The 23742-nt window shown below is 35.2% G+C and carries 17 protein-coding genes, 1 tRNA gene and 6 pseudogenes; 9 read left to right on the forward strand and 15 right to left on the reverse strand.

Translation table 11 applies throughout. The features are described 5' to 3' along the window. Nucleotides 1-301 precede the first annotated feature (301 nt). Entirely contained in the window at nt 302-1798 is a 1497-nt protein-coding gene (locus ACQH1X_RS07675) for a proton-conducting transporter membrane subunit (RefSeq protein WP_425386166.1), read from the forward strand. Here the strand turns inward: ACQH1X_RS07675 and ACQH1X_RS07680 are convergent. The 5 genes from ACQH1X_RS07680 to ACQH1X_RS07700 form a co-directional block, all read right to left on the reverse strand. Further along, a complete protein-coding gene (locus ACQH1X_RS07680; protein WP_425386167.1) occupies nt 1795-2466 on the reverse strand; it encodes a VirB8/TrbF family protein in 672 nt (223 codons plus the stop codon). The two genes, ACQH1X_RS07675 and ACQH1X_RS07680, sit on opposite strands and share 4 nt — an antisense overlap. A 58-nt stretch (nt 2467-2524) precedes the next feature. Further along, the gene (locus ACQH1X_RS07685; RefSeq protein ID WP_425386168.1) at nt 2525-3319 is read right to left on the reverse strand and encodes a hypothetical protein; all 795 of its coding nucleotides are present in this window, start codon (nt 3317-3319) and stop codon (nt 2525-2527) included. A 73-nt stretch (nt 3320-3392) separates the two neighbouring features. Further along, a complete protein-coding gene (locus tag ACQH1X_RS07690) occupies nt 3393-4214 on the reverse strand; it encodes a DNA polymerase III subunit delta' (protein WP_425386169.1) in 822 nt (273 codons plus the stop codon). Between the two features lie 17 nt (nt 4215-4231). Further along, nucleotides 4232-4819, reverse strand: a complete 588-nt coding sequence (locus tag ACQH1X_RS07695; RefSeq protein WP_425386170.1) for an L-threonylcarbamoyladenylate synthase — start codon at nt 4817-4819, stop codon at nt 4232-4234. A 118-nt stretch (nt 4820-4937) separates the two neighbouring features. Then, nucleotides 4938-5408 (reverse strand): hypothetical protein, encoded by a 471-nt coding sequence (locus tag ACQH1X_RS07700; RefSeq protein WP_425386171.1) that lies wholly within the window; start codon nt 5406-5408, stop codon nt 4938-4940. Between the two features lie 75 nt (nt 5409-5483). On the opposite strand from ACQH1X_RS07700, the gene miaA reads away from it, so the two are divergent. Continuing rightward, nucleotides 5484-6368 carry a tRNA (adenosine(37)-N6)-dimethylallyltransferase MiaA gene (miaA, locus tag ACQH1X_RS07705; protein ID WP_425386172.1) on the forward strand — a complete coding sequence of 295 codons (885 nt, stop codon included), beginning with the start codon at nt 5484-5486 and terminating at the stop codon, nt 6366-6368. Here the strand turns inward: miaA and ACQH1X_RS07710 are convergent. Continuing rightward, nucleotides 6365-7192 carry a hypothetical protein gene (locus tag ACQH1X_RS07710; protein ID WP_425386173.1) on the reverse strand — a complete coding sequence of 276 codons (828 nt, stop codon included), beginning with the start codon at nt 7190-7192 and terminating at the stop codon, nt 6365-6367. The genes miaA and ACQH1X_RS07710 overlap by 4 nt on opposite strands. 170 nt (nt 7193-7362) lie before the next feature. Between ACQH1X_RS07710 and recG the strand changes: the two genes are divergently transcribed. From recG to ACQH1X_RS07725, 3 genes and pseudogenes are all read left to right on the forward strand, one after another. After that, nucleotides 7363-9384 carry an ATP-dependent DNA helicase RecG gene (gene recG / locus ACQH1X_RS07715; RefSeq protein WP_425386174.1) on the forward strand — a complete coding sequence of 674 codons (2022 nt, stop codon included), beginning with the start codon at nt 7363-7365 and terminating at the stop codon, nt 9382-9384. A 63-nt stretch (nt 9385-9447) separates the two neighbouring features. After that, a pseudogene (locus ACQH1X_RS07720) lies at nt 9448-9684 on the forward strand (EndoU domain-containing protein); the annotation flags it as partial. A gap of 96 nt (nt 9685-9780) precedes the next feature. Next, entirely contained in the window at nt 9781-10131 is a 351-nt protein-coding gene (locus ACQH1X_RS07725; RefSeq protein WP_425386175.1) for a diacylglycerol kinase, read from the forward strand. Between the two features lie 11 nt (nt 10132-10142). Here the strand turns inward: ACQH1X_RS07725 and ACQH1X_RS07730 are convergent, their stop codons facing one another. Together ACQH1X_RS07730 and ACQH1X_RS07735 are read right to left on the reverse strand one after the other, a co-directional pair. Continuing rightward, nucleotides 10143-11015 (reverse strand): RluA family pseudouridine synthase, encoded by an 873-nt coding sequence (locus ACQH1X_RS07730; protein WP_265026672.1) that lies wholly within the window; start codon nt 11013-11015, stop codon nt 10143-10145. Nucleotides 11016-11181: 166 nt separating this feature from the next. Next, nucleotides 11182-11538, reverse strand: a pseudogene (locus ACQH1X_RS07735) (transposase); the annotation flags it as partial. A gap of 73 nt (nt 11539-11611) precedes the next feature. On the opposite strand from ACQH1X_RS07735, the pseudogene ACQH1X_RS07740 reads away from it, so the two are divergent. Together ACQH1X_RS07740 and ACQH1X_RS07745 are read left to right on the forward strand one after the other, a co-directional pair. Next, nucleotides 11612-12363 (forward strand): annotated as a pseudogene (locus ACQH1X_RS07740) (IS5 family transposase). 95 nt (nt 12364-12458) lie between these two features. Then, a complete protein-coding gene (locus tag ACQH1X_RS07745) occupies nt 12459-12620 on the forward strand; it encodes a hypothetical protein (RefSeq protein ID WP_425386176.1) in 162 nt (53 codons plus the stop codon). A gap of 1 nt (nt 12621) precedes the next feature. On the opposite strand, the gene ACQH1X_RS07750 is transcribed toward ACQH1X_RS07745, so the two are convergent. The 7 genes and pseudogenes from ACQH1X_RS07750 to ACQH1X_RS07780 form a co-directional block, all read right to left on the reverse strand. Continuing rightward, nucleotides 12622-13884, reverse strand: a complete 1263-nt coding sequence (locus tag ACQH1X_RS07750; RefSeq protein WP_425386177.1) for a protein TolB — start codon at nt 13882-13884, stop codon at nt 12622-12624. A gap of 23 nt (nt 13885-13907) precedes the next feature. Beyond that, a complete protein-coding gene (locus tag ACQH1X_RS07755; protein WP_425386178.1) occupies nt 13908-14219 on the reverse strand; it encodes a hypothetical protein in 312 nt (103 codons plus the stop codon). A 169-nt stretch (nt 14220-14388) separates the two neighbouring features. After that, nucleotides 14389-16023 carry a ribonuclease J gene (locus ACQH1X_RS07760; RefSeq protein ID WP_425386179.1) on the reverse strand — a complete coding sequence of 545 codons (1635 nt, stop codon included), beginning with the start codon at nt 16021-16023 and terminating at the stop codon, nt 14389-14391. A 208-nt stretch (nt 16024-16231) separates the two neighbouring features. Beyond that, entirely contained in the window at nt 16232-17350 is a 1119-nt protein-coding gene (gene dnaJ, locus ACQH1X_RS07765) for a molecular chaperone DnaJ (protein WP_425386180.1), read from the reverse strand. Nucleotides 17351-17432: 82 nt separating this feature from the next. Beyond that, nucleotides 17433-17510, reverse strand: a tRNA-Arg gene (locus tag ACQH1X_RS07770). A 239-nt stretch (nt 17511-17749) separates the two neighbouring features. Beyond that, nucleotides 17750-18628 (reverse strand): annotated as a pseudogene (locus ACQH1X_RS07775) (IS3 family transposase). Between the two features lie 69 nt (nt 18629-18697). Next, nucleotides 18698-19638, reverse strand: a pseudogene (locus ACQH1X_RS07780) (IS110 family transposase). 228 nt (nt 19639-19866) lie between these two features. Between ACQH1X_RS07780 and ACQH1X_RS07785 the strand changes: the two are divergent. Next, a pseudogene (locus tag ACQH1X_RS07785) lies at nt 19867-20656 on the forward strand (IS4 family transposase); the annotation flags it as partial. Between the two features lie 257 nt (nt 20657-20913). Continuing rightward, a complete protein-coding gene (gene uvrA, locus ACQH1X_RS07790) occupies nt 20914-23709 on the forward strand; it encodes an excinuclease ABC subunit UvrA (protein ID WP_425386181.1) in 2796 nt (931 codons plus the stop codon). Nucleotides 23710-23742: the final 33 nt, after the last annotated feature.

Here is a 23742-nt window from a genome sequence, read left to right on the forward strand (position 1 = left end):
TGGATTCCAGCGTCACGCGCTGGAATGACAACTTAAATTGTTCAATACAATTACAGTATGTTTACCTACAATTTGAAAAACAACAAATTCGTCATTCCGCTACGTGTTAGCGGATGAGATGCCGCGAATGAATCGCGGTATGACGTAACGACAAATTCGTCATCCCGCTACGTGTTAGCGGGATCTAGAGATACCGCGGCGGTATAGCTATAGCATACACAAACAACTAGTTTGCCAAAAAAACATAGCAGTTTTTCTATGATTTTAGTATAATTCTAGCTTTACCTAAACAGAAAATTTAATGGACTATATCTTAATGTATCTTTCCTTACCATTTTCAATTACCGAGAATTATTTATTAATTACTGCGTTGATTCCACTTTTAAGTGCGTTAGTTATTTTTTTTACTGGTAAATGGCCCGGAGTGAACAATAGTATTACTGTCATTTCTTCTGTACTTCTGTTTACGTATACGTGTCTATGCACTTTATATTGGGTATATGGTGATCATTCTCAATTTATTCTCATGGATTTTGGTAATAATTTGCACATTAGTTTAAAGCTAGAGTCTACCGGAGTAATATTCAGTTTATTAATATCGTTTTTATGGATACTAACCAGTATATATGCAATATGTTATATGCAGAATAACTATGCTGATAGCAATCACTCAAGTTTTTTATGCTTCTTTTCAATATCGATTAGCTGTGCAATGTTTATTGCTTTTTCTGGAGATTTGCTCACTACATTTGTTTTTTATGAGCTTCTAACTATTAGTACATACCCTCTGGTTACTTACAACTCAACAAATGAATCAATGATTGCAGGGCGCTATTACTTTGGCGTGCTATTTTTCTCTTCTTTAGTATTATTTTTTCCTGCAATAGGTCTTTTATATAATGAATTTCATACTTTAGACTTTGTAAGTGGTGGAATATTCAAATTTGATACTTCACTCATCACTTTCATTGCAGTGTGTTTTGCTATGCTGATTTATGGAATAGGAAAAGCTGCATTAATGCCAATGCATTTTTGGTTACCAAAAGCAATGGTTGCACCAACTCCTGTGAGTGCACTATTACATGCTGTTGCTGTTGTGAAATCCGGAGTTTTCATCATCATAAAAGTTATATTATACACTTTCGGCGTCGATAACATGCAACGTTTTGTGCAGCAAAATTGGTTTGCTGGAGGGTGGCTTCCGTACGCTGCTGGATTTACTATTATTACTGCATCATTGATTGCATTAAAGCAAAAAGAATTAAAGAAATTGCTTGCTTATTCTACCATCTCTCAATTGTCGTATATTATATTATTTGCTTCAATTTTTAGTGAGCTCAGCATGAGAGTTGCAATTTTTCAATTAGTTTGCCATGCATTTGCAAAAATCACTTTGTTTTTCATTGCCGGAGCAATAATAACGAAAATAGGTGAGAAATATATAGATAAGATTCACGGTATAGGACGCAGTATGCCAATTAGCATGACAGCATTTGCTATAGGTGCATTGTCTATGATAGGGGTGCCACCTGCTCCGACTTTTTGGGGTAAATTTCTCATTTTTCAAGCTGTTTTCAACTCTGGCAATGTAATACTTTCTGTGTTTGTAACTCTAGTGTTAATTGTTAGTACTATACTTAACGCTCTGTACTTTTTACCGATAATCTACAACGCCTTTTTCTTAAAACCTTCTCAGAATTACTTTATTAAAAAAACGCCAATTCTTCTAGTTTTACCTCCAGTTATTACTGCTACATGCACTTTAGTTATTTTTTTTAGCTACCAAGTAATATTTTAAAATCTGTATTTATAACCATTAACAATAAATTTAAATGGTATTATACCAGCCAGAGTTGCTTTTATACTCGACAAAGTGAAGCTAATCTCCACAGTATGATCTTTCACCTTCTTGCTTTGCTCAGTTGTAAAAACTACAGTAGCATTTCCAGCAAATGTAACTAAGTCCTTTGTTGATCGGTCAATAGATAATGTTATTACATTTATGTTGGCAATTTTTCTTTTAGATGAAGGCGAATTACCAGCTTTACTATTCGTTTTTTTCTGAAAGCCTTGATAGATTTTATGTATAGAATTGTTTCTTATAAAATTTTCTTGGTACTTCGGTTCAATGATCTTAATGGACTCGTATATTTCAATGTATCTACTTATTAAGTACCTCGCTGTGGAAGTGTATTCATCTTCCTTTTTACTGAAACTAAGCTTATGCATCGCAGAGAACTCATCTTCTGTGTGGTTCATATACTTCACAAAATTTAAATCTTTTTTAACAGGAAATAACAGGTATATGTTTAATATTAATAAACATAAGCATACTAGGAGAAGCGATACTATTAATGCCATCCAAGATCTTTCTGCTACACAAAACAGATACCTATGGCAGTACCATTCGACTGCTTTACTGAAATAACTTTTGTTTTTTACTGATTCAAGCAATTTATCTTCCATAACACAATGCTACCAAACCCAATTATAATAACAATAAGATTAGATACTCTAAAAAACTTTAAAATATGTCTAAATTTTCCAAAATAGGATGAATGATTATATCACCTTGTTCCGCAATAAGGTAGAATTTATCGATTTTGCTCACATCTACATTGATCATTTTTACACTGAAATTTTCAGGATTGTAAATATTACTTTCAGCACTTTTGTGATAATTATAATAATGTAATTTATTTTGATCATCAAAATAACCAAATTCATCAGCAAGGGCTCCCACTTTGCCACCTTTACCACTTTTGACTAGCCTAAATAGATCAATCACATGGTTTTGAGATCCAGGCTCAATAGGCCCTTCTGCAGCAAAAAACTTAGGTGCATGACCAACGTATTCCTTAAATTTTAGATTATGAGTCTTTTTTACACTACCAAAATCCACAAACTTATATTCATCTGAAACGCCAGAATATTGTGGATCATACTTTTTATATTCAAAAAACTCATTACCTAAAAAATTACAAAACGTTAATTTATAATTATCATGATCGGATTTTACGACTTTAAGGTAATGAAAATCTCTAGGAATCCTTACTTCCTCTTCCGTGATATGATTACGTACAACAAGCTCACCATTTAGCATATGATAGCCAACTTTTGGCAAAGTAGCTATATTGATTGCCTTGTTTAGCTTAAAATTTGCTTCATAAATGCCACTTAATAACTCCTCTCCTTTTTCTAAGGTGACGTCCTGGTCTAAAGCTATATTCTTGATTGAACTCAATTCTTTTTGCATGTTCAGTATGGCTTTTGTCAAAACTTCTATTGATTGCCATACAGTTAATTTATTATCAGTCAAATTATATACTTCAAGTATTAAATTAACAGGATTTTATCATGAATTTATGTTAAAAGTATTATATTTCGTAAACTTATGTCATGATATTAACTACATTAGCTAAAACATGCTTTTTATCTAAGTGGAGTTGCTTAGCAACAACAAAAAGTTCATCTATTTTTTTCCACTGACTTAGCAGAATTTCAACATCATTTACCTCTCTCTTTATGCTTTCTAAAATGAAAGCCTGAATTATATATGATGCTAGTTCTAGTTCGATTTCGCTATTAATTACTTTATTAATCATATTGGGATTCTTTAAATCATGAAGGAATTTATAAAAGCACTTGTATGCTTCATAAGTATCACTACTTATTGCATTTATTATCATTCCTGGCATTCCAGGAAATAAAGTAATGATTTCATCAAATATTTGATCATCAAATTTACATTGAGATGAAACAACTTGCTTTGTTTCATCATAAGTTAATGGGAGTAAATTCAGCTGAAAGCACCTACACCGGATAGTGGTTTGTATATCATATGGCTTATGGCTAATTATAAATATCTTAGAATTTTTTGGCGGCTCTTCTAATATTTTCAATATTGCGTTTTTAGCGTTATTAGTCATTACCTCTAAGCTATCTATTATAGCTATTTTGTGTTCTGATTGAATGGGACTTAAGTGTAGAAAGTTTTTCATTTCTCTGACTTTTTCTATTCCGATAGTATCACCTTCAACAATATGTAAATCCAATGCTGCCACGTCATAGTTTTTTGTAAGAAACCAATTGGAGAAGGATTTTGCAAATGTTGCTTTCCCTATACCTTTTTTACCGCAGATCAGCCAAGACTGAACAGACAAGTTGTTCATTAATTTTTTTTTGGCTTGGTTGTGACCTATTACTTTTTTCATTCTTGCTCCTATAGATCTTAGTTTGAAAATGCGTTGTTTACTGTTTGTAATGAAATTGCACCTTCCCTTAAAACCTTAATCTTATCTTCGGTTAAGTCAATAATAGTAGATTCTATACCAGAAACTAATTCGTCATCTTCAATCACTGCAGATAAATGTTGCTTAATGGATTGTGGTATATCGTCTGCCTTACATACACTTTGTTCTCCTGAAATATTTATACTAGTTGCAACTATTGGAACTTTCAGTTTATTTAATATTGAAATTGCAATAGGATGCTCAGGGATTCTGATGCCTATACTATCTTTAAAGAATTCGTTTGGCAATATGTTGTTGTTTTTAAGTGGTAAAATGTAGGTAATTGGTCCAGGAGAAAAGTGATTTACTAAACCAATATACTTTTTCTCTAGCTTTGCTATTTTTGTCAAATTGTAAATATCACTAACAAATATGGAGAGTGGCTTATTCTGAGAGCGTTTCTTTATCTGATATATTTTTCCTATAGATTCATTATCTAGTGCATTACAAGCAAGAGCATACACTGTTTCTGTTGGAAAACACACTAACAAGTTGTTCTGTATTGCATTTATTATTTTAGATACCATATAGCTCAAAACTTATTCATAACAACTAGATCAGTTTTGTTGCATTGTATCTTATATAGTAACTGCTAGTTTTTGTGAATATAATACAACGCAGCTTACCATTTGTTATGCAGATTTGCTACAGCCCAAACTCTTCATTGACTTTGTCAACTATTTCCTGTGGTGGATCTTCTCCCCATCCTGAATATAAAATCTCTCCGTAATCTGCAACATCTATAGAACCAGTTCTGCTTTTTGCTAGAAACATTTCTCTTTTCTCTTTATCAACTAATACATAATGCCACGCTGATTTTCCACGATCTTTACCACGGACTAAGTATATAAGATCTGACCTACTTCTTTTTGTTGCATCAGCAAAAGATCTTTCATTGACAGTTCTGCTTTTACTTTTTATGCCGCCACTTTCAGAAAAAGCTTCCTTAGATTCGGTTTTTTTGCCTGCTAATTCAGAAATTTTTCCTTTTTCCCCTAATGCACGTTCTTTGGTGTTTTGAGACGAATACTTGCTGGAAAAACCTTCCCCTGTACCGCCAGGAGTCCTGTTTGTGAAACGCTTAATAAATGAATTATTGTCGTTGTTTTCTGCCATAAAAATCTCCAAACTTTAGATTGTAGGACCCAAATTTTTACTACACTCTATCATATGTTAATTAAATTAATATAAATGAAAAATAATATAGTAATTATTACAGGAATTACGGCCTCAGGTAAATCAGAATTGTGTGATAACCTGATAAAAAAATATAATAATATCAGCATAATAAATTGTGATTCAAAGCAGGTATACAAAGAAATTCCCATAATTACTGCTCAACCACCAAAGCAAGAAGTATTTTATAAACTATATGGTTATGTCTCAGCAAAAGAAAATTATTCCGTGGGTCTATGGTTAGAGGATTTAGAAAAAGAAGTTAATCACGCATTAGAAAATGCTCAAATACCTATCATCACTGGAGGAAGCGGGCTTTACATCAGCAGTTTAATCAAAGGCTTATCATCAATGCCACAAATAAGTCAGGAAGTGAGGAGAAATGTAAGTGAATTAAGAAAAAATTTAAGTAAAGAGGAGTTTTACAAATTAGCGCTAAGCAAAGATCCAAGGATTCAAGGTAAAGTGTTCATGAATGACTCGCACCGCCTTTCAAGGGCACTTGAAGTTATCACTGAAACTGGTAAGACAATCTTTGTATGGCAAGAAAATAGACAGCCTCCTTTATTCAATAATTTTAAGATATATACAATTCTGCCTAAACGTGAAGATGTATACCGAAAAATAAATTTTCGTTTCATTACAATGATTAAAAATGGAGCAATTGATGAAGTAAAAAAACTACTTAGCATGAACCTAGCCCCACATTTGCCAGCTATGAAAGCACATGGAGTGCCAGAAATTATAAAGTACTTGAAAGGTGAGATTACTTTAGACGAAGCAATACAAATTGCTCAAACAAACACAAGACACTACGCGAAACGTCAGTATACCTGGTTTAAAAACCAATTTCCAAATGCTGAAGTGATTGATTGTGCAAATGAGCTCAAGATATTTTAATTCAGGCCGTGCTCATTACTATGAATAGGGGGTTCCATATTTTCCAGATGGTCGCTTACTTCTAGTGGATTACCTAAATCATGCTCTATTTTTATTTTAAAAAATCCAAGCCTCTCACAAAATTTCTGAAAACACTCTTTTATAATGCCAAACAAGCTTTTATCGTCTACACTATAATTCTTTAATCTGTCAGGAATAGTAAGAGACAATCTACCATTTTCGTATGTTACATTTTTATCATCTTGAGACTTAAGCGTGAATTCTAGTGAGCTATCCAATTTACATAATTCTTCTTCTGGTTTTGCTAAAGTGCAAACTGCAATTTTTTCTTCAATTCTGATTGTTGCATGACTTGAATCACTACAATTAATATATGTTGTATGACTAGAACCGAAAACTAACTCATGTGCCGTAGCTACATGAAAAAGAGGTTTATCTTCAGCGTATAATGCACCTACGTACCCTGCTTGATTACAATTGATAACCAGTTCTTCCAAGATATGATCACTTGGGACTTGAGCTCCAGCATATTTGAATATCTCCTTAAAAACTTTTCTTGCAAATGGGCGGTAGTCTTCATTTTCACCTTCACTTTTTGGCAGTAAACTGTCATGTTCTTCGTATAGCTTGGCAATAAAATCCCTACTTGTGCTTTTCTTATTAATAACAAAATCCATTCTGCGAAGATCGCAGAACGCTGTATTACCAGAATTCGCTTCAGCATTGTCTTTACCAGCCCTTAACTTACTAAAATCAAACTTTTCTGCTTGAGTTCTTAATATAACTACTGGATTTTCCTTTTCTTCTGATATAGAGCTACTCATTATTAATACCTTGATATAGACTGCTAACGGTATGATAATACATAAAAATGATTAATAAGTCAATAAAAATATCTGATATAAGTACTATAATAGCAAATAGTGTATAGCTTGACCATAAGGTGACAGGATTTTAAAAAGGCTCTATTATTGATAAATAGTTTTACACATGTATGAATCTCAATGAGCAATCAGATGTGCTGATTTTCCTGAATGGCAAGCTACCTAACGCAATATTGCCTAAACTTTGTGGTGGGGACAAAGTGGTGGACCTGCTATTTTATAGGCCGCTCAGTTATGTAGACAGAAGTAAGTCGCTATCTGATGCTCAAGTTGGAGAATTTACAACTTTTATGGCAAAAGTTTATGAACATCAGCCTCCCACTTTGAGAGGTAGACCATATAAAATAGTTGTTGAAAGTGAGAGTCAGTATATGTTCATAGTCTTTTTTAATTACTCAGTTAAGTATTTATATAAACTATTTCCAATTGGAGCTTCTGTAATCATCAGTGGCAAACTCGAAAAATTTGCTGAGCATTGGCAGATTACTCACCCAGATTACGTGTTGCTTGACATCAACCAATTCAAAGAAATAGCTCGCATAGAGCCAGTCTACCAATTATGTCGTGGTATTACTAATAAGCGCATTGGGAACATAATAAGTTCTAACCTGAAAGAATTGCCTGATTTGCCAGAGTGGATAGATGATACATTAATCAAGCAAAAAAAATGGCTAAGTTGGAGGGAAAGCATCATAAAATTGCACAAACCAAGCTCATTGGCGGAAGCCGAGGTTTGTAGAAAAAGGCTTGCTTATGATGAATTATTTGCGTATCAGCTAGCACTGAAACTTGCAAGAGAAAATCATGTAAAAGAAAGGGGAAGAGAATTTATAGTATTGAGTAAATATAAAGAGCAAGTTTTAAATGAATTATCGTTTCAATTAACAAACGATCAAATTCGTGCAATAGATGAAATTTCAGAGAGGCAAAAATCCAAGTACCGCATGATAAACTTGCTGCAAGGTGATGTTGGTAGTGGCAAAACCGTAGTTGCACTTTTTGCGATGCTAAATGTGGTAGAAAACAACATGCAGGCAGCTCTAATGGCACCGACTACTATCTTGGCGGAGCAACATTATAATTGGATTGAGGAAGTTTTATCCTGTACCGATATAAAAGTTGCGCTGCTTACTGGTAAAACTTCGCGCAAGGAAAGAAAGATTATCATGAACGAACTTGCAAGTGGTGTTTTAAATATAGTAATTGGCACTCATGCACTATTTCAAGCTAACGTTACATTTAAAAATTTAGGGCTTGCAGTCATAGACGAGCAACAGCGATTTGGAGTGATGCAGAGAAATCGCTTGGTAGGAAAAGGAGAAAATGCCGATATACTTTTCGTTACTGCAACTCCCATTCCAAGAACCTTGCAGCAAGCTATGTATGGTGACGTTGAATGTTCAATTTTGAAAGAAAAACCAAAATCCAGATTGCCAATAAAAACTGTAACTATGAACATTAGTAGGGTGCCAGATGTTATTGAAAAGCTAAAAGGTGCTATAAACAGGGGCGAAAAAGCATATTGGATTTGTCCATACATAGAAGAAAACGAAGAGACCAATATTGCTGCAGCAGAGATGCGTTTTCAGGAATTACAAAAAACATTTTTTGATAAAGTTAGCATAATACACGGAAAATTGACTCAGGAGCAGAAAGATCAAGTTATGTTTTCCTTCAAAAGAAATGAATTTTCTCTGCTTGTTGCAACCACTGTGATAGAAGTTGGTATAGATGTACCAGATGCAACCATTATGATTATAGAAAATGCAGAGCAATTTGGGTTATCGCAATTACACCAATTAAGAGGCAGAGTAGGACGAGGAAACAAGCCATCTTTTTGTGTATTATTATACGATAATTTAAGTAAAAGCTCATCTTCAAAGTTAAAGATCATGTGTGAGTCACAGGACGGATTTTACATTGCTGAAAGGGACATGATGCTAAGGGGCAGTGGAGATATTTTAGGCACAAAACAATCAGGATGTATGGAATTTAAATTTGCTGATTTATATCAGGACAAAGAGCTGCTCAATCTTGCGTATAATAACGCAAAAGGCGCAATGGCTGATTTTGAATTACTGCTTGATATATTTGAATATAGAAGTAGATTACGTTTTTCAAAATTTCAGTAGGAAAACCAGGTAGCCCGCAGAAACGAAAAAACTTACTTGACACATTTTGCCAGCCCCTTTATCATGAAAGTTAAATGCCCAAATGGATATGCATATAACCTTCATGCTGATGATATTTTAATTTCTGCAACTAAGGCGTTTAAGGAATTAGGAAAGGATGGAATGTGCCTGTATGAAATGGAGGATGACAATTATCAATCAGTATTTATAAGAAAGAATGATGCTATACTCACGTTCTATCCTGACTTAACACCAAAATGTGATGATAAGAGTACTTATTGTAGTTGCAGTAAATCTTAATTTCAAAACCAATAGGGTGAACAAATGATAAAATGCTATAGGGTGTAGCAAATCCAAATGAGTTAAAATTTTGATTAAAGGGTTTTGTGAGTAATAATGAAGAAGGGCATTATTCGTCTAATAAAAGCAATTCAATACTCTTGTGAAGGAATAAAATCAGCTTTTATATCAGAAGTTGCGTTCAGACAGGAGTTACTACTTTTTATAGTATGTGTTTCAACTTTGTTTGTTTTGGATGTAAGTAATCTAGAACGTGCAGTAATGATAAGCAGCCTATTCCTGGTGTTAATTGTGGAATTTGTTAACACTGCTTTTGAAACGACAATTGAGCGTATTTCCAGTGAACAACACATACTTTCAAAAAAGGTGAAAGATCTAGGTAGTGCAGCAGTTTTTCTTTCATTAATTAACTTCCTGATAACATGGATGATAATATTGACAGGTTAATACGAATGTTATTAAGATATGTTGTTAAACTCACCAATTAAAGTTTTTATATCTTGCGGTAAATCAGAGACAAATTCCATGTATTCCTTGCTTTTTGGGTGATATAAGCCCAGTGTATAAGCATGTAGTGCTTGCCTATTGAAATTACGAATAAAACTAGAGTTTTTAGCATATTTTGTGCTTTTACTACTATTTTTTCCGTAAACTTGATCACCAACTATGGAATGTCCTATGTGGCTCATGTGGACTCGAATTTGGTGTGTTCTGCCTGTCTCTAAAGTGCATTTAACGAGGCTTACTTGTCCTATAACTTTTTGCACTAAATAGTGAGTGATTGCTAATTTGCCTGTGATTTTTGTTACACACATCATTTCTTTATTACCGCGTTTGGGAGCAATGTTAGTTTTTATCGTGCCTTGCTGAGAAGATAATATTCCCCAAACTACTGCTAAATATTCTCGCTTTATTTTACGATTTGATAACAATTCAGACAAAAAACCATGGGCTCCTTCATTTTTTGCAATTACCATCAGCCCACTGGTATCTTTATCGAGTCTATGAACAATTCCTGGTCTTACATCAAGGTGAGCGATAATTGCGTTCAAAAGCGTATCATTGTTTGTCCCAGCACCTGGGTGCACTGTTAATCCACTTTGTTTACTCAGAACTATAATGTCCTCATCTTCATAGACGATATCAAGTTTTATGTCATAATTAGGCTCAATTGATGTGGATATGTCAGGTTGAACGAGATGTACTATATACTCTTCACCTGGTTTTACTATGTGGTCATTACTAATTATCGGTGTGCCAAGTAATTTTACCTGCTCATTTTGTATCAATCTTTGAGCTTTACTGCGTGATATGTTGCACTTTTCAGCTATGTAGATATCTAGCCTTAATTTCTCTTTATCATTATTAACACTTAAGGTTATTACTGAGTGATCTATAGTGACTTACCCCGCGCCATTTCCCATGCTGCTTGAACATTTAGGTCTGTAAACATTGGCCCTACCCAGAAAAAGTAGAGAGAAAGTTAAGACGATTCTGTCATGAAAATGATGAATCAAAAAGTTCAGGAATGCAATAGTTAATAGTAGAATGACGTCGTTGTTTATTATAAAAAATTTCTATATACTCAAATATGGCAGTTCTGGTTTGTTGTGCAGAGTGTTGCGAAGTATCAATAAGTAACTCCCTCTTAAGTGAACTAAAAAAGCCCTCCGCAACGGCATTATCGTAACAACAACCTTTGTGACTCATGCTAGATATGACACTTTTTGTATCCAATAGATATTGATAATTTTTTGAAGTATATTGTGACCCTTGATCGCTATGTAACAGTAGATCTTTAGCGGGTTTGCGCTTATTAACAGCCATCAACAAAGCATCTACAACTAGGCTCTGTGGACAAAAAATATGAAAAGAGAGAAAAAGATGGTAGTTTAGCTTAATAGGTAAAAAATGGAGAAACTACCATATGCAATATTACATCAAAGAGGAAAATTGGAAACAAATTTTAGAGTTCATAAAAAGCGTAAAAGGAATGCATAGCAAAGATGAAAAACGTTTAAGAATATTCATAGAGGCAGTGTGGTACATAGTCCGAAGTGGTTGCCAATGGAGACTTTTACCAAAAACTTATGGTAATTACAGGAGTATACATAAGCGATTTAAAAGATGGTGTGAAAGAGATGTCTGGGAAAAATTGCTTGAATATACTAAACAAGAGCCTGATTTAGAAGTTGCTATAATCGACGGTACGATCATCCGAGCCCATCCATGTTCATCTGGATATACAAAAAACTCCAAGGATCAAGAAGCTTTAGGGAGGAGCAAAGGTGGCTTTACAACTAAAATACATGCGCTTGTCGATGCACTTGGAAATCCACTTAAATTTACTCTGACCCCTGGTCAAAGAAATGAGATTACACAAGCAGCAACATTAACTGAAAGTGTCTATAATACCACTGTAGTGGCTGATAAAGGCTATGACAGCAATGCTTTTGTTACGAGTCTTGAAAGCAAGGGATGTACAGCAGTTATTCCTCCGAAGCGTAATCGAAAAGTGCAGAGGGGTTACGATAAACACATTTATAAAGAGCGTCATTTAATTGAGTGTTTTTCGGTAAAATTAAGAACTTTAGGCGTATTTTTTCCAGATTCGATAAAACGGCTGAGGTTTTTATGGGTTTTCTAAATTTTGTCGGGGCTCTTGTATGGCTTCTCTAAAATTTTGTCCACAGAGCCTAGGAATTTCTCCGAGAAGACGGACAATTATCCGTTCAGCATTACTGTTTGGTGTTATAGGATCCACACTAGCTGCAATGGGAATTATACCTGAAATTGCTGCTATTGGAGTAATTGCAACTGTTGTGTTGTCAGGAATCGCTGGTGCTATAGTAGGTGGCGTAGCGGGATATCTTGTTGATGTGGCGATAAATCAATGCCATGGTAATACAGTTAATCAGCAGTGTGCAGCTCAGTAGTTCAAAAATAAGACCAATCCGGTAAAGAAGCATTTGTAGGAGTGGAAACGATTTTTTGATTTTTCTTTACTAAGTCTACTAAATATAGTTTAGAGTTGCTTGGTGATTCTGTTCTTGTAAAAATGATTTCTCTGCCATTTGGTAGCCATGCCGGAGATTCAATTTTATGCCCCTCTGAAAGCAGACGTTCTTCTTTGCCATCTGGCTTCATAACTCCTATGTAAAATTTTTCCGACTGAATCTTTGTAAAAGCTATCAGATCTCCTTTTGGCGACCAAACAGGCGTAGCATATCTTCCACTTCCAAAACTAATTCTTTTATGTTTTTTACTTTTGTTAGTAAAATCGATAACGTACAGTTGCTGACTTCCACTTATATCAGAACTAAAAACCATATACTTTTGATCTGGAGAAAAAGAGGGAGAAGTGCTTATAGCTGAGCCTTTAGTAATTTTTTTTGTTCGTTTACTACTTAAATCTAAAGATAATATATTCGTTTTACCACCCAATGAGTGGGAAATTAAAAGAGATTTACCATCAGGAGAAAATCTTGGTGCAGAAACAACTCCTTCAAATGCGCTGATCATTGATTCAGTGTTATCTTTTAAATTTTTTAATATTATATAACTTTTACCATTTGCATATGAGATATAAACAATACCCTCTCCATTTGGTGAGAATCTCGGTGTTGACACAAATCTATCGCCATTTGTTAAGTATTTTATATTACTTCCATCTTGATTCATCACAGCAATTTTACGCACAGATTTGTAATTGCTATCTTTTTCTTCAGCGATATACGTGATTTTTGTGTTGAAGTGCCCTTTCTCACCAATCAATCTATCATGTATCACATCCGAAACAAGGTGACCAATTTTTCTCCAGTCTTTTGCTGGAAAAACAACTGACTGAGTAAGTAATTCTCTTTTTGTAAAAGTGTCAAACAAACGAAATGATAGCTCTAATGCACTACCAGATACTTCGCTTAAACTTACTGTGACTACAGTATCGCTTTTCCAAGATTTAAATTCAGCTTCCGCGCCACGTTTTACATTAAATAAGCCACAATTAGATAAATTTGTTCCTATTACCTTTGCAATATTTTCGCTTAATTCGCTTTCCAGCGCTGTTTTACATGTACATTTAGATACAACAAGACCAATGTTACCAACACTGCTTTTTTTTATATCAACATATAAAGCGGCTTTTGTAAAATAAGGAATAAATAACGAAATAAATAACACCAGCTGAACGAATAACTTCATTAGACTTCCTGCTTTGCTCTCTATCATCTCAGCAAACGTTTACTTTTGAAGGTAAACTGCACAACAAACGACGTCATGAAAGTAGCTGATACACAACTGTTCGAACTTCTCGTGTTACAGTAGGTGACATTAACCTCTGATGTCATCCCAGTGCTTGACACTGGAATCCAGTTTTCTGGCAATTTCATCGACAATGTTGTATAGTGCGCTTGTTTACAATCAATTTTGCTGGATTCCAGTATCAAGCACTGGGATGACACCTTTGTGTTTGAGGTAAAATCGGCTAACACACTGCCTCTGCGAACAAATGTTCGTACAGCTGTGTGTCGGAGCACTGGGATGACACCCCTACCGGCAGGGATTGCTCTAAAATCACAACGTTCATACAGTTGTGTGCTTGACACTGATTTTTTTTATGGATTTCAGCATGCAATGCTGAAATAACATCAAAGAATACATTGTTAACTTCTTACTCAAATAATGGTTAATAAAAGAGGTATATTTCTATACCTGTTCTATCTGGACTTCAATTATAGGTCTTTTTAGTAAATATTCCTTTAAGATACTAAATATTGAACTTTCAATCTTATTTCTTATTTTTTTTGTCGGCTGTAAACTAAACGCTGACTCAACCTTCTCTATGATCCTTTGCCTAATAGCTGCATCTTCTGGCGCTTCGAAAACACCAGGTGCAAATACTTTTGGTTTAGCAAGCAATTTATTTTTCTTGTTTACAACTGCTGTCACTACAATAGCTCCAGCATCTCTCATTTTCTTACGCATTTTTATAACACTGCACTCCGGATGACGTAGCAACATACCATCAATACCAAAGTAGTCAACATCGATTGAATCAACTTTTTCTCCGTTCTCCAAATTAACAATATCACCTGGTGCAATCATTATTGCTTTTGCCACACCGCACTCTTTAGCAAATTTTACATGTGCATGCGTGTGAATATATTCGCCGTGAACTGGAATAGACATCTTCGGTTTTATTAAAGAATACATTTCCTTTAGCTCTTCTCTTGTTGGATGCCCAGAAGCATGAACATGCTCTGTTTTTTCAGTAACAACTTCTACCCCCATCTCAATAAAGGCATTGAGCATGTTGTACGCACGAGTTTCATTTCCAGGAATGATTTTTGACGAAAAAATCATGGTATCACCTTGCTGCATTTTAAATGCTTGATGACTCTTAGCAGCAAGTCTTGCGGTAGCTGCCAGTGGCTCACCTTGACAACCTGTGCAAAGTAGCACCAGTTTTTCCCTTGGAAAATTTACTGCTTCCTTTGCTTCTAGAAACTCAGGAGAATCAGTTAAATAACCACTATCTTGCGCAACTTTCACTATTCTCCATAAAGATCTACCAAGTAAAACTACTTTTCTATTTAGTACTTTTGCAGCTTGGCTTATCGTTTCAATTCGTGCCACATTTGAAGCAAATAGCGAAACAGCAACTAATTTTTTAGACCGCTTTATTATGTTATAAATATTATTATAAATTTCACCTTCTGACTCAGGGTGATGCTTGCTTAATATATTGGTTGAATCGCAAATTGCTGCAAGCAGATTACCTTTATCGCCAATTTCTTTTAAACGCTCCATATTGGAAGTTAATCCAACAACAGGTTTTGGATCAAATTTCCAGTCTCCAGTATGAAGTGCACTACCCATTTCAGTGCTAATTAATATTGAATTTGCCTCAGGAATTGAATGAGTTACATTTATAAACTCAACGGTAAAAGGACCCAAATTTATGCTGCCATTTATGTCTACCTCTTTCACAGGTACCACACCTTCCAATCGAAACTCCTTTAGTTTCTCCTTGAGAAAATTAACCGTAAACTTTGTTGTATATATGGGGCACTGCAATTCTTCCCACAAGTGGGGCACTGCACCGCAGTGGTCCTCATGTGCATGTGTAATTATTATTCCAAGTAAATCTTTTTTTCTTTGAGCAATAAAATCTACATCAGCAATGAGCAGCTCAACACCTGGCATAGTTTCATCTGCAAAACCAACACCAAGGTCGATCATAATCCACTTACCTTGGTAATGATATAGGCTAACATTCATCCCGATTCTTCCTACTCCTCCAAGAGGAAGAAATAAAAACTCATTTTTGTTTATATTCATTAAATTTAAATTATTAAAACCTGAGAATAGCAAAACTTCGACCTTAAATAAAGAAATTTATTGCTTTTACATAGTTTTAAGGAACTGAGAAGTCTCTGTTGGCTAATAATAACACTATTGTTAAGTTTTCCATTAATAAGATCAAAGAATTGCAGGATTAAATGAAAACCCGTAAACAGTTACCCCTTCATGTCATTTAGCAGATTTCTTATTTTTTTTTTACTTTACTAAAAAACCCTTCAGATTGCTGTTGTACACTTGCATTTTCCTCTTCTTCAAGCGCTTTTAATAGCTCAATTTGCTTTTTAGTTAAATTCTTTGGATTTAAAGTCTCAACTATTACCTGTACATACAAATCACCACGAACATGTGAGTTCATATATTGCATACCCTTCTCCTTACAACGTAACTTGGTACCAGTTTGAGTGCTCTCTGGAACTTTTACTTTTATTTTAGCTCCATCAATTGATTGTACATCGATTTCACCACCAAGCACTGCTAGTGTCATCCTTATAGGCACTTTACAGTGTAAATCTGCTTTATTTCGAGTAAAGATTTTATGGGGAACTATTTTCACGTATACGTATAAATCTCCACTTTTTCCACCTCTTGCTCCAGCTTCTCCTTTACCACTTACCCTTACCTTAGCTCCTTCTTCTATGCCTTTTGGAATTGAAACGGATATATTTACTTCATCTCTTCTACGTCCACTTCCACCACATTTCTTACATTTATTTCGTATTATTTCTCCTTCCCCATAGCATGTAGTACATGTTCTTTCGATGGTAAAAAAGCCTTGTTGAGTTCTAATCCTACCGCTTCCCTGGCATGTGTGGCACTGAACTGATTTAATTGCTCCTTCGCCACCTGTGCCTTGGCATGTATCACATTTTACATTTGTCACATAATGTATAGGCGCTTGTATTCCTTTAAATGCATCTTCCAAGGTAATTTCAAGATCATAACGTAGGTCTGCTCCAGATACTCCTGTTGTACTTCTTTTTGCTCTCGATCTACTTGCACCACCACCGAATCCTCCACCAAAGAAGTCATTGAATATGTCGCTAAAATCTCCTGCAGAACTGAAGCCTTGAAATCCACCAGAAGCACCTTCGTGGCCATAACGATCATAGCCTGCCCTTTTCTCAGAGTCAGATAGAACTTCATATGCAGCTGTTACTTCTTTAAATTTTTCCTCTGCTTCTTGATTGCCAGGATTTCTATCAGGATGATATTTTAACGCTAATTTTTTATACGCTTTTTTTATCTCATCAATACTGGCATTTCTGCCTACTTCCAACAGATCATAGTAGTCTTTTTTGCTCATATATAATAGTTTAGTGTTTAACCTTTAAGGATAGGTATTGCATATATTAATTTCAAGTGTGACTTCTGTTTCCTATAAAATGTGGTGCACCCTGAGCGACTTGAACGCCCGACCTTTTGATCCGTAGTCAAATGCTCTAATCCAACTGAGCTAAGGGTGCTCTCATAAAGTTAACTTTAGCAGATTTTGTAGCTTGATTCAATTAATTTGGTTAAAAATAAAACTGTTAATTTTTATCACGCGTGAAACCCGCAAAAAATTGCATTTGCTTTCTTAAGAATCATTTTATGGTCAAGCCCACAACTATACGAACATTTGCCTTTGTTAAGTACAACAAATGGTCAGCGCGTGACTGTGGCCCTACCCAGAAAAAGTAGAGAGAAAGTTAAGAGAATTTTATCATGAAAATGATGAATCAAAAAGTTCAGGAATGCAATAGTTAATAGTAGAATGACGTCGTTGTTTATTATAAAAAATTTCTATATACTCAAATACGGCAGTTCTGGTTTGTTGTGCAGAGTGTTGCGAAGTATCAATAAGTAACTCCCTCTTAAGTGAACTAAAAAAGCCCTCCGCAACGGCATTATCGTAACAACAACCTTTGTGACTCATGCTAGATATGACACTTTTTGTATCCAATAGATATTGATAATTTTTTGAAGTATATTGTGACCCTTGATCGCTATGTAACAGTAGATCTTTAGCGGGTTTGCGCTTATTAACAGCCATCAACAAAGCATCTACAACTAGTTGTTTAGCCATTGTATGACTCATTAACTACCATGCGTGAGAATTATTGCTGCCAACAACCTTCCTTGGTTTTTATATAAGTAATCCCATACTTTATTTGGTTGCTCAGTGATAAAATTTTGATCTAATATATTAGGAGCAACAACCATATTATTTGGTTGTTTTTTAGTTTTAAATCTTCGTCTAAGTTTGGCTATAATGCCATTTTCCTGCATAACATTTTGCACTGTTTTGATGTTATAATTTTTGCCTAAAGCTTTTATGGATTTTAGGGCTGTGTTGTGATGCTTTTTTGAATATCTCCTAGAAGCTCTTCTCTTGCTAGTTCTTTCTTCAAATCAAACCTTTCTTTGTCATAAGGAGCCAATTTTCCTTTGCCTGGCTGCTCCAGACATTTTTTCATTATATTTTCTTGCTTAACAAATCGCCACTTATACCCAGATCCCTTGCTATTTTTGCTGATGGTTCTTTTACTAGTTTTATAGCTTCCAATTTAAACTCTGTTGTATATTCTCTTCTATTTGTCATATTACACCTCTTTGAAAAAACGTTTTATTTTACTTCAAAATCGTCTTAACTTTCTCTCTACTTTTTCTCCTATGATTGTTGTCCAATAAAAAATTCAAATTTTGTGAAATCTTTAAAAACCCAGTCATTTTTAAGAGTATAGAAAATAGTTGTAAGAAATTTCCTGGCAGTAGCAATAATAGCCTTAGCAGAACCACGCTTTTTTTTACATAAGCTGTTCAGATAAGCGTATAGCAACCCAAGTACACTGCACTAAAGAATATCACGTTTGTTCCGATCGTGCACTGTTGATTAGATTGAGAAACTCGTGGCACAATTCCAAAATATGCAGTAAGTTTTTCAGGCCTATGAAAATCATTAATGTCTCCAATTGTTGCAATAAAAATAGCTGCAGAAATTGGGCCAATTCCTTTTATGCTGATAAGGTTCAGGAAGCTGTTTGGCAAAAGCTATAATTTCCTTCTCAAGTTTTTTAAGATTTCCCGAATAGCTTCCAAATGATAGCTAATTACTTCAATTTCAACCTTTTCTAAAGGATCCCAAGTATACTTTCCAATAGCACCCACCTTAGTTGTAAGTGCTTCCTTTTTAATTTTTACCGCATGGTAATTAAAAAGACCATGCATTTTATTGATTAAAGATACCCGTAACTGGTCTCTTGTTTGAAGAAGAGAAGCTAACTGCTTGCATTGTTTGCTTTGCTTCAGGCAACATACCTTTGCTTAGAAAAAAAGCAATAGCTCGCGCATCGTGCTTGTCCGTTTTGTTCACAGAGCGACGAACAACTTCAAACTGTCCAGGAGACCACGCTCTTAACATAAGGTGACACTGCGTCATAAAAAAAACAGCTATTGCCTGTTAGCTATTTCATCTGTTTCTTGAAGATTTCTGATAAAATTATTTAAGTCTTTTAAGCGAAACGTTTGAATATACTCCGATTTTCCTTCTTGCAAGTAACAAACAGTAAAACTATTGGTATAATGCCTATGTGACGCATATTTTTCCTCCAATTGCACATTTCAATATATCAGAGTACTGGTTGGTCCAAACTCCTATACGAGGTCATCACATTTTGTGAGCATCACCGGTGGCAGAATCTGAGTAACGAGGTCTTCTTTCATATACTTTATACAAGAACACTCAGAAAAAGTGCCAACCTGCCACCTATCCACTCTGAGAAGTGATTATCTTCTCTTGCTTCCAACCAAGCAATACCTAATTCATACCTTCTGGGTAGGGCCACTTCTACTAATCAATCTCTTTTTGTAGTAAGAGGAAATCAAGATAGAACAGTAAACAAGAAATCAACTTATTCTGAAAAAGGTGGTGAAAGGTTGTGGGATTTAATGAATCGCATGTCTTGTCAAGGAGAAATTCAAGTCTGCTCGCGATAATAAACCTCAAAGAACAGCAGTTTTAGAAGTAAAGTTTAGTAACTTTGTGATGAATGCATCAAAAAATAACGCTAGACGTAAAACCCAAAAACTTCCTAATTTAAATGCTGTCTATGTTATAGAAAAATATCCCCCATTTGGCGAAGAGCCTATGAACTGGATTTTATTGACAAATATAAATATTAATAATTTTGAAGAAGCAGTAGAAAAAATACAATGGTATTGCTTAAGATGGAGAATAGAGGTTTTTCATAAAATTTTGAAATCCGGTCTTAAAGTTGAAGAATGTAGGCTCCAAACAGCAGATAGATTAATCCGCTTTCTTACAATTATGAGTATAATTGCATGGAGAATATTTTTTATCACACTAGTAGCTAGAACAAATCCAAATCTTTCTTGCACTGTCATACTGACTGATGACGAATGGAAGGTTTTGTATACCAAAATGCTTAAGACAAAAGACTATCCTGAAATCCCACCACCTATAAGAGAAATCGTGAGGTGGATAGCCAAATTAGGAGGGTTTTTAGCTCGCAAAAATGACTTAGCTATAGCTTTGTGGAAGGGATGGAAACGTCTCTTTGATTTAGCAGAAGGATGGAGACTCGCTCATGAATCTTATACTTGTGGGTAATAGTAAGGTTTTGAAGTCGAGTGGGGAGAGGTGACTTTCCTCACTTAAACGACTGTGCTTGACACTGGAATGACAAGAAAAGTGGCGCTGAAATGATATCGTTTACTATGTAACATCGTATCATATTAAAATGTTCGTACAGTTAACGGTTTGCACTAGCTATAGCCACCTTATTCTCCGTAATAGTTAAAAAATCAGTAGAAAGTTACTGTAAGTTTATGTATCTTGAGGTTATGATTGTTAAAAATACGTGATGTATGGACAATTTCATCAGAGTTAAGGGCGCAAGGGAACATAATCTGCAAGGTGTAGATGTCAATATACCGAAAAATAAGCTAGTTGTTATAACTGGGCTAAGTGGTTCTGGCAAGTCTAGCCTCGCTTTTGATACAATTTATGCGGAAGGCCAACGCCGGTACGTTGAAAGCCTATCAGCTTACGCGCGTCAATTTCTCAACATTCAGGATAAACCAGATGTTGAGTCGATTACAGGTCTCTCTCCTGCAATATCTATCAACCAGAAATCGATCTCAAAAAATCCAAGGTCAACAGTTGGAACTGTTACCGAAATTTACGATTACTTGCGCTTAGTATATGCACGAATAGGAGTTCCTTATTCACCTGCAACTCAATTGCCAATAACAAAACAAACGGTGTCTCAAATTGTAGATACTATAATTGCGTTACCTTTAGAAACTAAAATATATATACTTGCCCCTGTTGTGCGTGGTAGAAAGGGAGAACATCTCAAAGAGATATTGGAAATTAAAAGACAAGGTTACGTAAGGTTCAAAATAGATGGTGAAGTGTACAATGTAGATGACTTGCCTAAACTCGATAAGAACAAGAAACACGACATTTTTGTGGTTGCAGATAGAATATCAATATTGGGCGATATAGGAAATCGACTGCCAAGTAGTATAGAATCCGCACTAAAACTTGGTAATGGTCTAATGTGTGTAGAAGTAGTAAACCTACCTGACAACCATAATTCCGAATATAAAAATGGTCAAATTCTGACTTTTTCAGAGAATTTTGCATGCCCCGAGTCTGGTTTCACTCTTGAGGAAATAGAACCAAGATTATTTTCTTTTAACAGCCCTTACGGTGCATGTGGTTCGTGTAATGGGCTTGGTAAAAAGCTGGCTGTTGATGTAAAGCTGATAGTGCCAGATGAAACTCTTTCAATATCTGAGGGTGCTTTAAAGCCAGTAGGACCAATGTTCCGTCAAGTGCACACAAGTTATGGATTTCTAAAAAGTGCAATTCTATCACTGGCTGAAAATTGTAAATTTAGCCTTGATGTTCCGTGGAAGAACATAGATCAAGAAGTAAAAGATATGATACTCTTTGGTTCTAATAAATTTCAAGGTTTGATCAGTATCTTGGAGAACCAGATGGATTATGATGAAACGCTTGTTGAGCGATACTGCTCTGTTATTCATTGTAAGGAATGTACTGGCTATAGATTGAGAAAAGAAGCACTCACAGTGAAAATTGATAGCAGACATATAGGTGAAATATCAGGGCTCAGCATCGATAAATCCCTTAAGTGGTTTGAAAATTTGCCAGACAAGCTCACAGAACAACAGAAGCAAATCTCAAGTAAAATATTAAATGAAATAATCAAGAGGCTAGCATTTCTAAAGAATGTAGGGTTGAATTACCTAACGCTCGATCGAGAATCTAGCACTCTCTCTGGTGGTGAGAGTCAGAGGATCAGACTTGCTTCGCAAATTGGCTCTGGTTTAACAGGAGTGCTGTATGTGCTTGATGAACCCTCGATAGGCCTTCATCAATGCGATAATGATCGGTTAATTGCTACACTGAAAGACTTGAGAGACATGGGTAACACTGTAATCGTTGTTGAGCATGATGAAGATACAATAATGGCTGCTGATTATGCGATTGATATTGGTCCTGGAGCTGGCGTAAATGGTGGAAAAGTTGTTGCAGAAGGAACACCAGACCAGGTGCAAAGAAATTCAGGGAGCATAACAGGGCAATATTTGAGTGGAGAGAAAAAAATTTTAATTCCAAGGAGAAGAAAGCAAGCAACTCAGTTCATAAAAGTAATAAATGCATGTGAAAATAACTTAAAAAATGTGAACGTTAAATTTCCTATAGGGAATCTTATTTGTGTTACTGGAATATCAGGAGGGGGAAAATCAAGTTTAGTCATAGAAACGTTATATAAATATTCAGCACATAAGATACATCATTCGTCTGCACGGTATGGTCGGTGTGATAGAATAGAAGGCCTTGAATATATAGATAAAGTTATAGAAGTTGATCAATCGCCAATTGGTAGAACTCCTGCATCAAATCCAGCAACATATGTCGGTATGTTTACTCATATAAGAAATTGGTTTGCAGGTCTTTCGGAGTCAAAAGCAAGGGGATATAATATAGGCCGGTTTTCATTTAATACCAGAGGGGGAAGGTGTGAGGCTTGTAAAGGTGATGGGCACTTAAAGATAGAGATGCATTTTCTACCGGACGTTTATGTGAAGTGTGAGCAATGTAAAGGGCGAAGGTATAATCGGGAAACATTGGAAGTTACTTATAAAGAAAAATCAATCTCTGATGTGCTTGATATGACGATAGATCAGGCTTGTGATTTTTTTGAAAACCTTCCAATGGTAAAAGAAAAGTTGGTTTCTTTGCAGGAAGTGGGGCTTGGCTATATAAAACTCGGACAGTCGTCAACAACGTTGTCTGGGGGTGAAGCACAACGAATAAAGCTGTCCAAAGAGCTATCAAAACGATTTACTGGAAGAACATTGTATATTCTTGATGAGCCAACAACTGGATTACACTTTGAAGATATAAATAACTTACTAAAAATACTCCATAGATTAGTCGATCTGGGAAACACTGTTATAGTTATCGAGCACAATTTGCACGTTATAAAAACTGCAGATTATATAATAGACATCGGACCAGAGGGCGGAATAAAAGGCGGAGAAGTGATTGCTACTGGAACTCCAGAAGAAGTGGCAAAAATTCCAGAAAGTGTTACAGGCAGGTATCTTAAAACGTATTTATTATAAACTATTTCTTAATTATATTAGGCTAGGTTGCAT

The organism is Wolbachia endosymbiont (group A) of Barypeithes pellucidus, assembly GCF_964030885.1.
Classification (GTDB): domain Bacteria; phylum Pseudomonadota; class Alphaproteobacteria; order Rickettsiales; family Anaplasmataceae; genus Wolbachia.

What these genes read in the sequence shown, in the direction of transcription:
- ACQH1X_RS07675 (WP_425386166.1), top strand. Translation starts at nt 302, where the DNA reads ATGGACTATATCTTAATGTATCTTTCCTTACCATTTTCAATTACCGAG.
- ACQH1X_RS07680 (WP_425386167.1), bottom strand. Translation starts at nt 2,466, where the DNA reads ATGGAAGATAAATTGCTTGAATCAGTAAAAAACAAAAGTTATTTCAGT.
- ACQH1X_RS07690 (WP_425386169.1), bottom strand. Translation starts at nt 4,214, where the DNA reads ATGAAAAAAGTAATAGGTCACAACCAAGCCAAAAAAAAATTAATGAAC.
- ACQH1X_RS07695 (WP_425386170.1), bottom strand. Translation starts at nt 4,819, where the DNA reads ATGGTATCTAAAATAATAAATGCAATACAGAACAACTTGTTAGTGTGT.
- ACQH1X_RS07700 (WP_425386171.1), bottom strand. Translation starts at nt 5,408, where the DNA reads ATGGCAGAAAACAACGACAATAATTCATTTATTAAGCGTTTCACAAAC.
- miaA (WP_425386172.1), top strand. Translation starts at nt 5,484, where the DNA reads ATGAAAAATAATATAGTAATTATTACAGGAATTACGGCCTCAGGTAAA.
- ACQH1X_RS07710 (WP_425386173.1), bottom strand. Translation starts at nt 7,192, where the DNA reads ATGAGTAGCTCTATATCAGAAGAAAAGGAAAATCCAGTAGTTATATTA.
- recG (WP_425386174.1), top strand. Translation starts at nt 7,363, where the DNA reads ATGAATCTCAATGAGCAATCAGATGTGCTGATTTTCCTGAATGGCAAG.
- ACQH1X_RS07725 (WP_425386175.1), top strand. Translation starts at nt 9,781, where the DNA reads ATGAAGAAGGGCATTATTCGTCTAATAAAAGCAATTCAATACTCTTGT.
- ACQH1X_RS07745 (WP_425386176.1), top strand. Translation starts at nt 12,459, where the DNA reads ATGGGAATTATACCTGAAATTGCTGCTATTGGAGTAATTGCAACTGTT.
- ACQH1X_RS07750 (WP_425386177.1), bottom strand. Translation starts at nt 13,884, where the DNA reads ATGAAGTTATTCGTTCAGCTGGTGTTATTTATTTCGTTATTTATTCCT.
- ACQH1X_RS07760 (WP_425386179.1), bottom strand. Translation starts at nt 16,023, where the DNA reads ATGAATATAAACAAAAATGAGTTTTTATTTCTTCCTCTTGGAGGAGTA.
- dnaJ (WP_425386180.1), bottom strand. Translation starts at nt 17,350, where the DNA reads ATGAGCAAAAAAGACTACTATGATCTGTTGGAAGTAGGCAGAAATGCC.
- uvrA (WP_425386181.1), top strand. Translation starts at nt 20,914, where the DNA reads ATGGACAATTTCATCAGAGTTAAGGGCGCAAGGGAACATAATCTGCAA.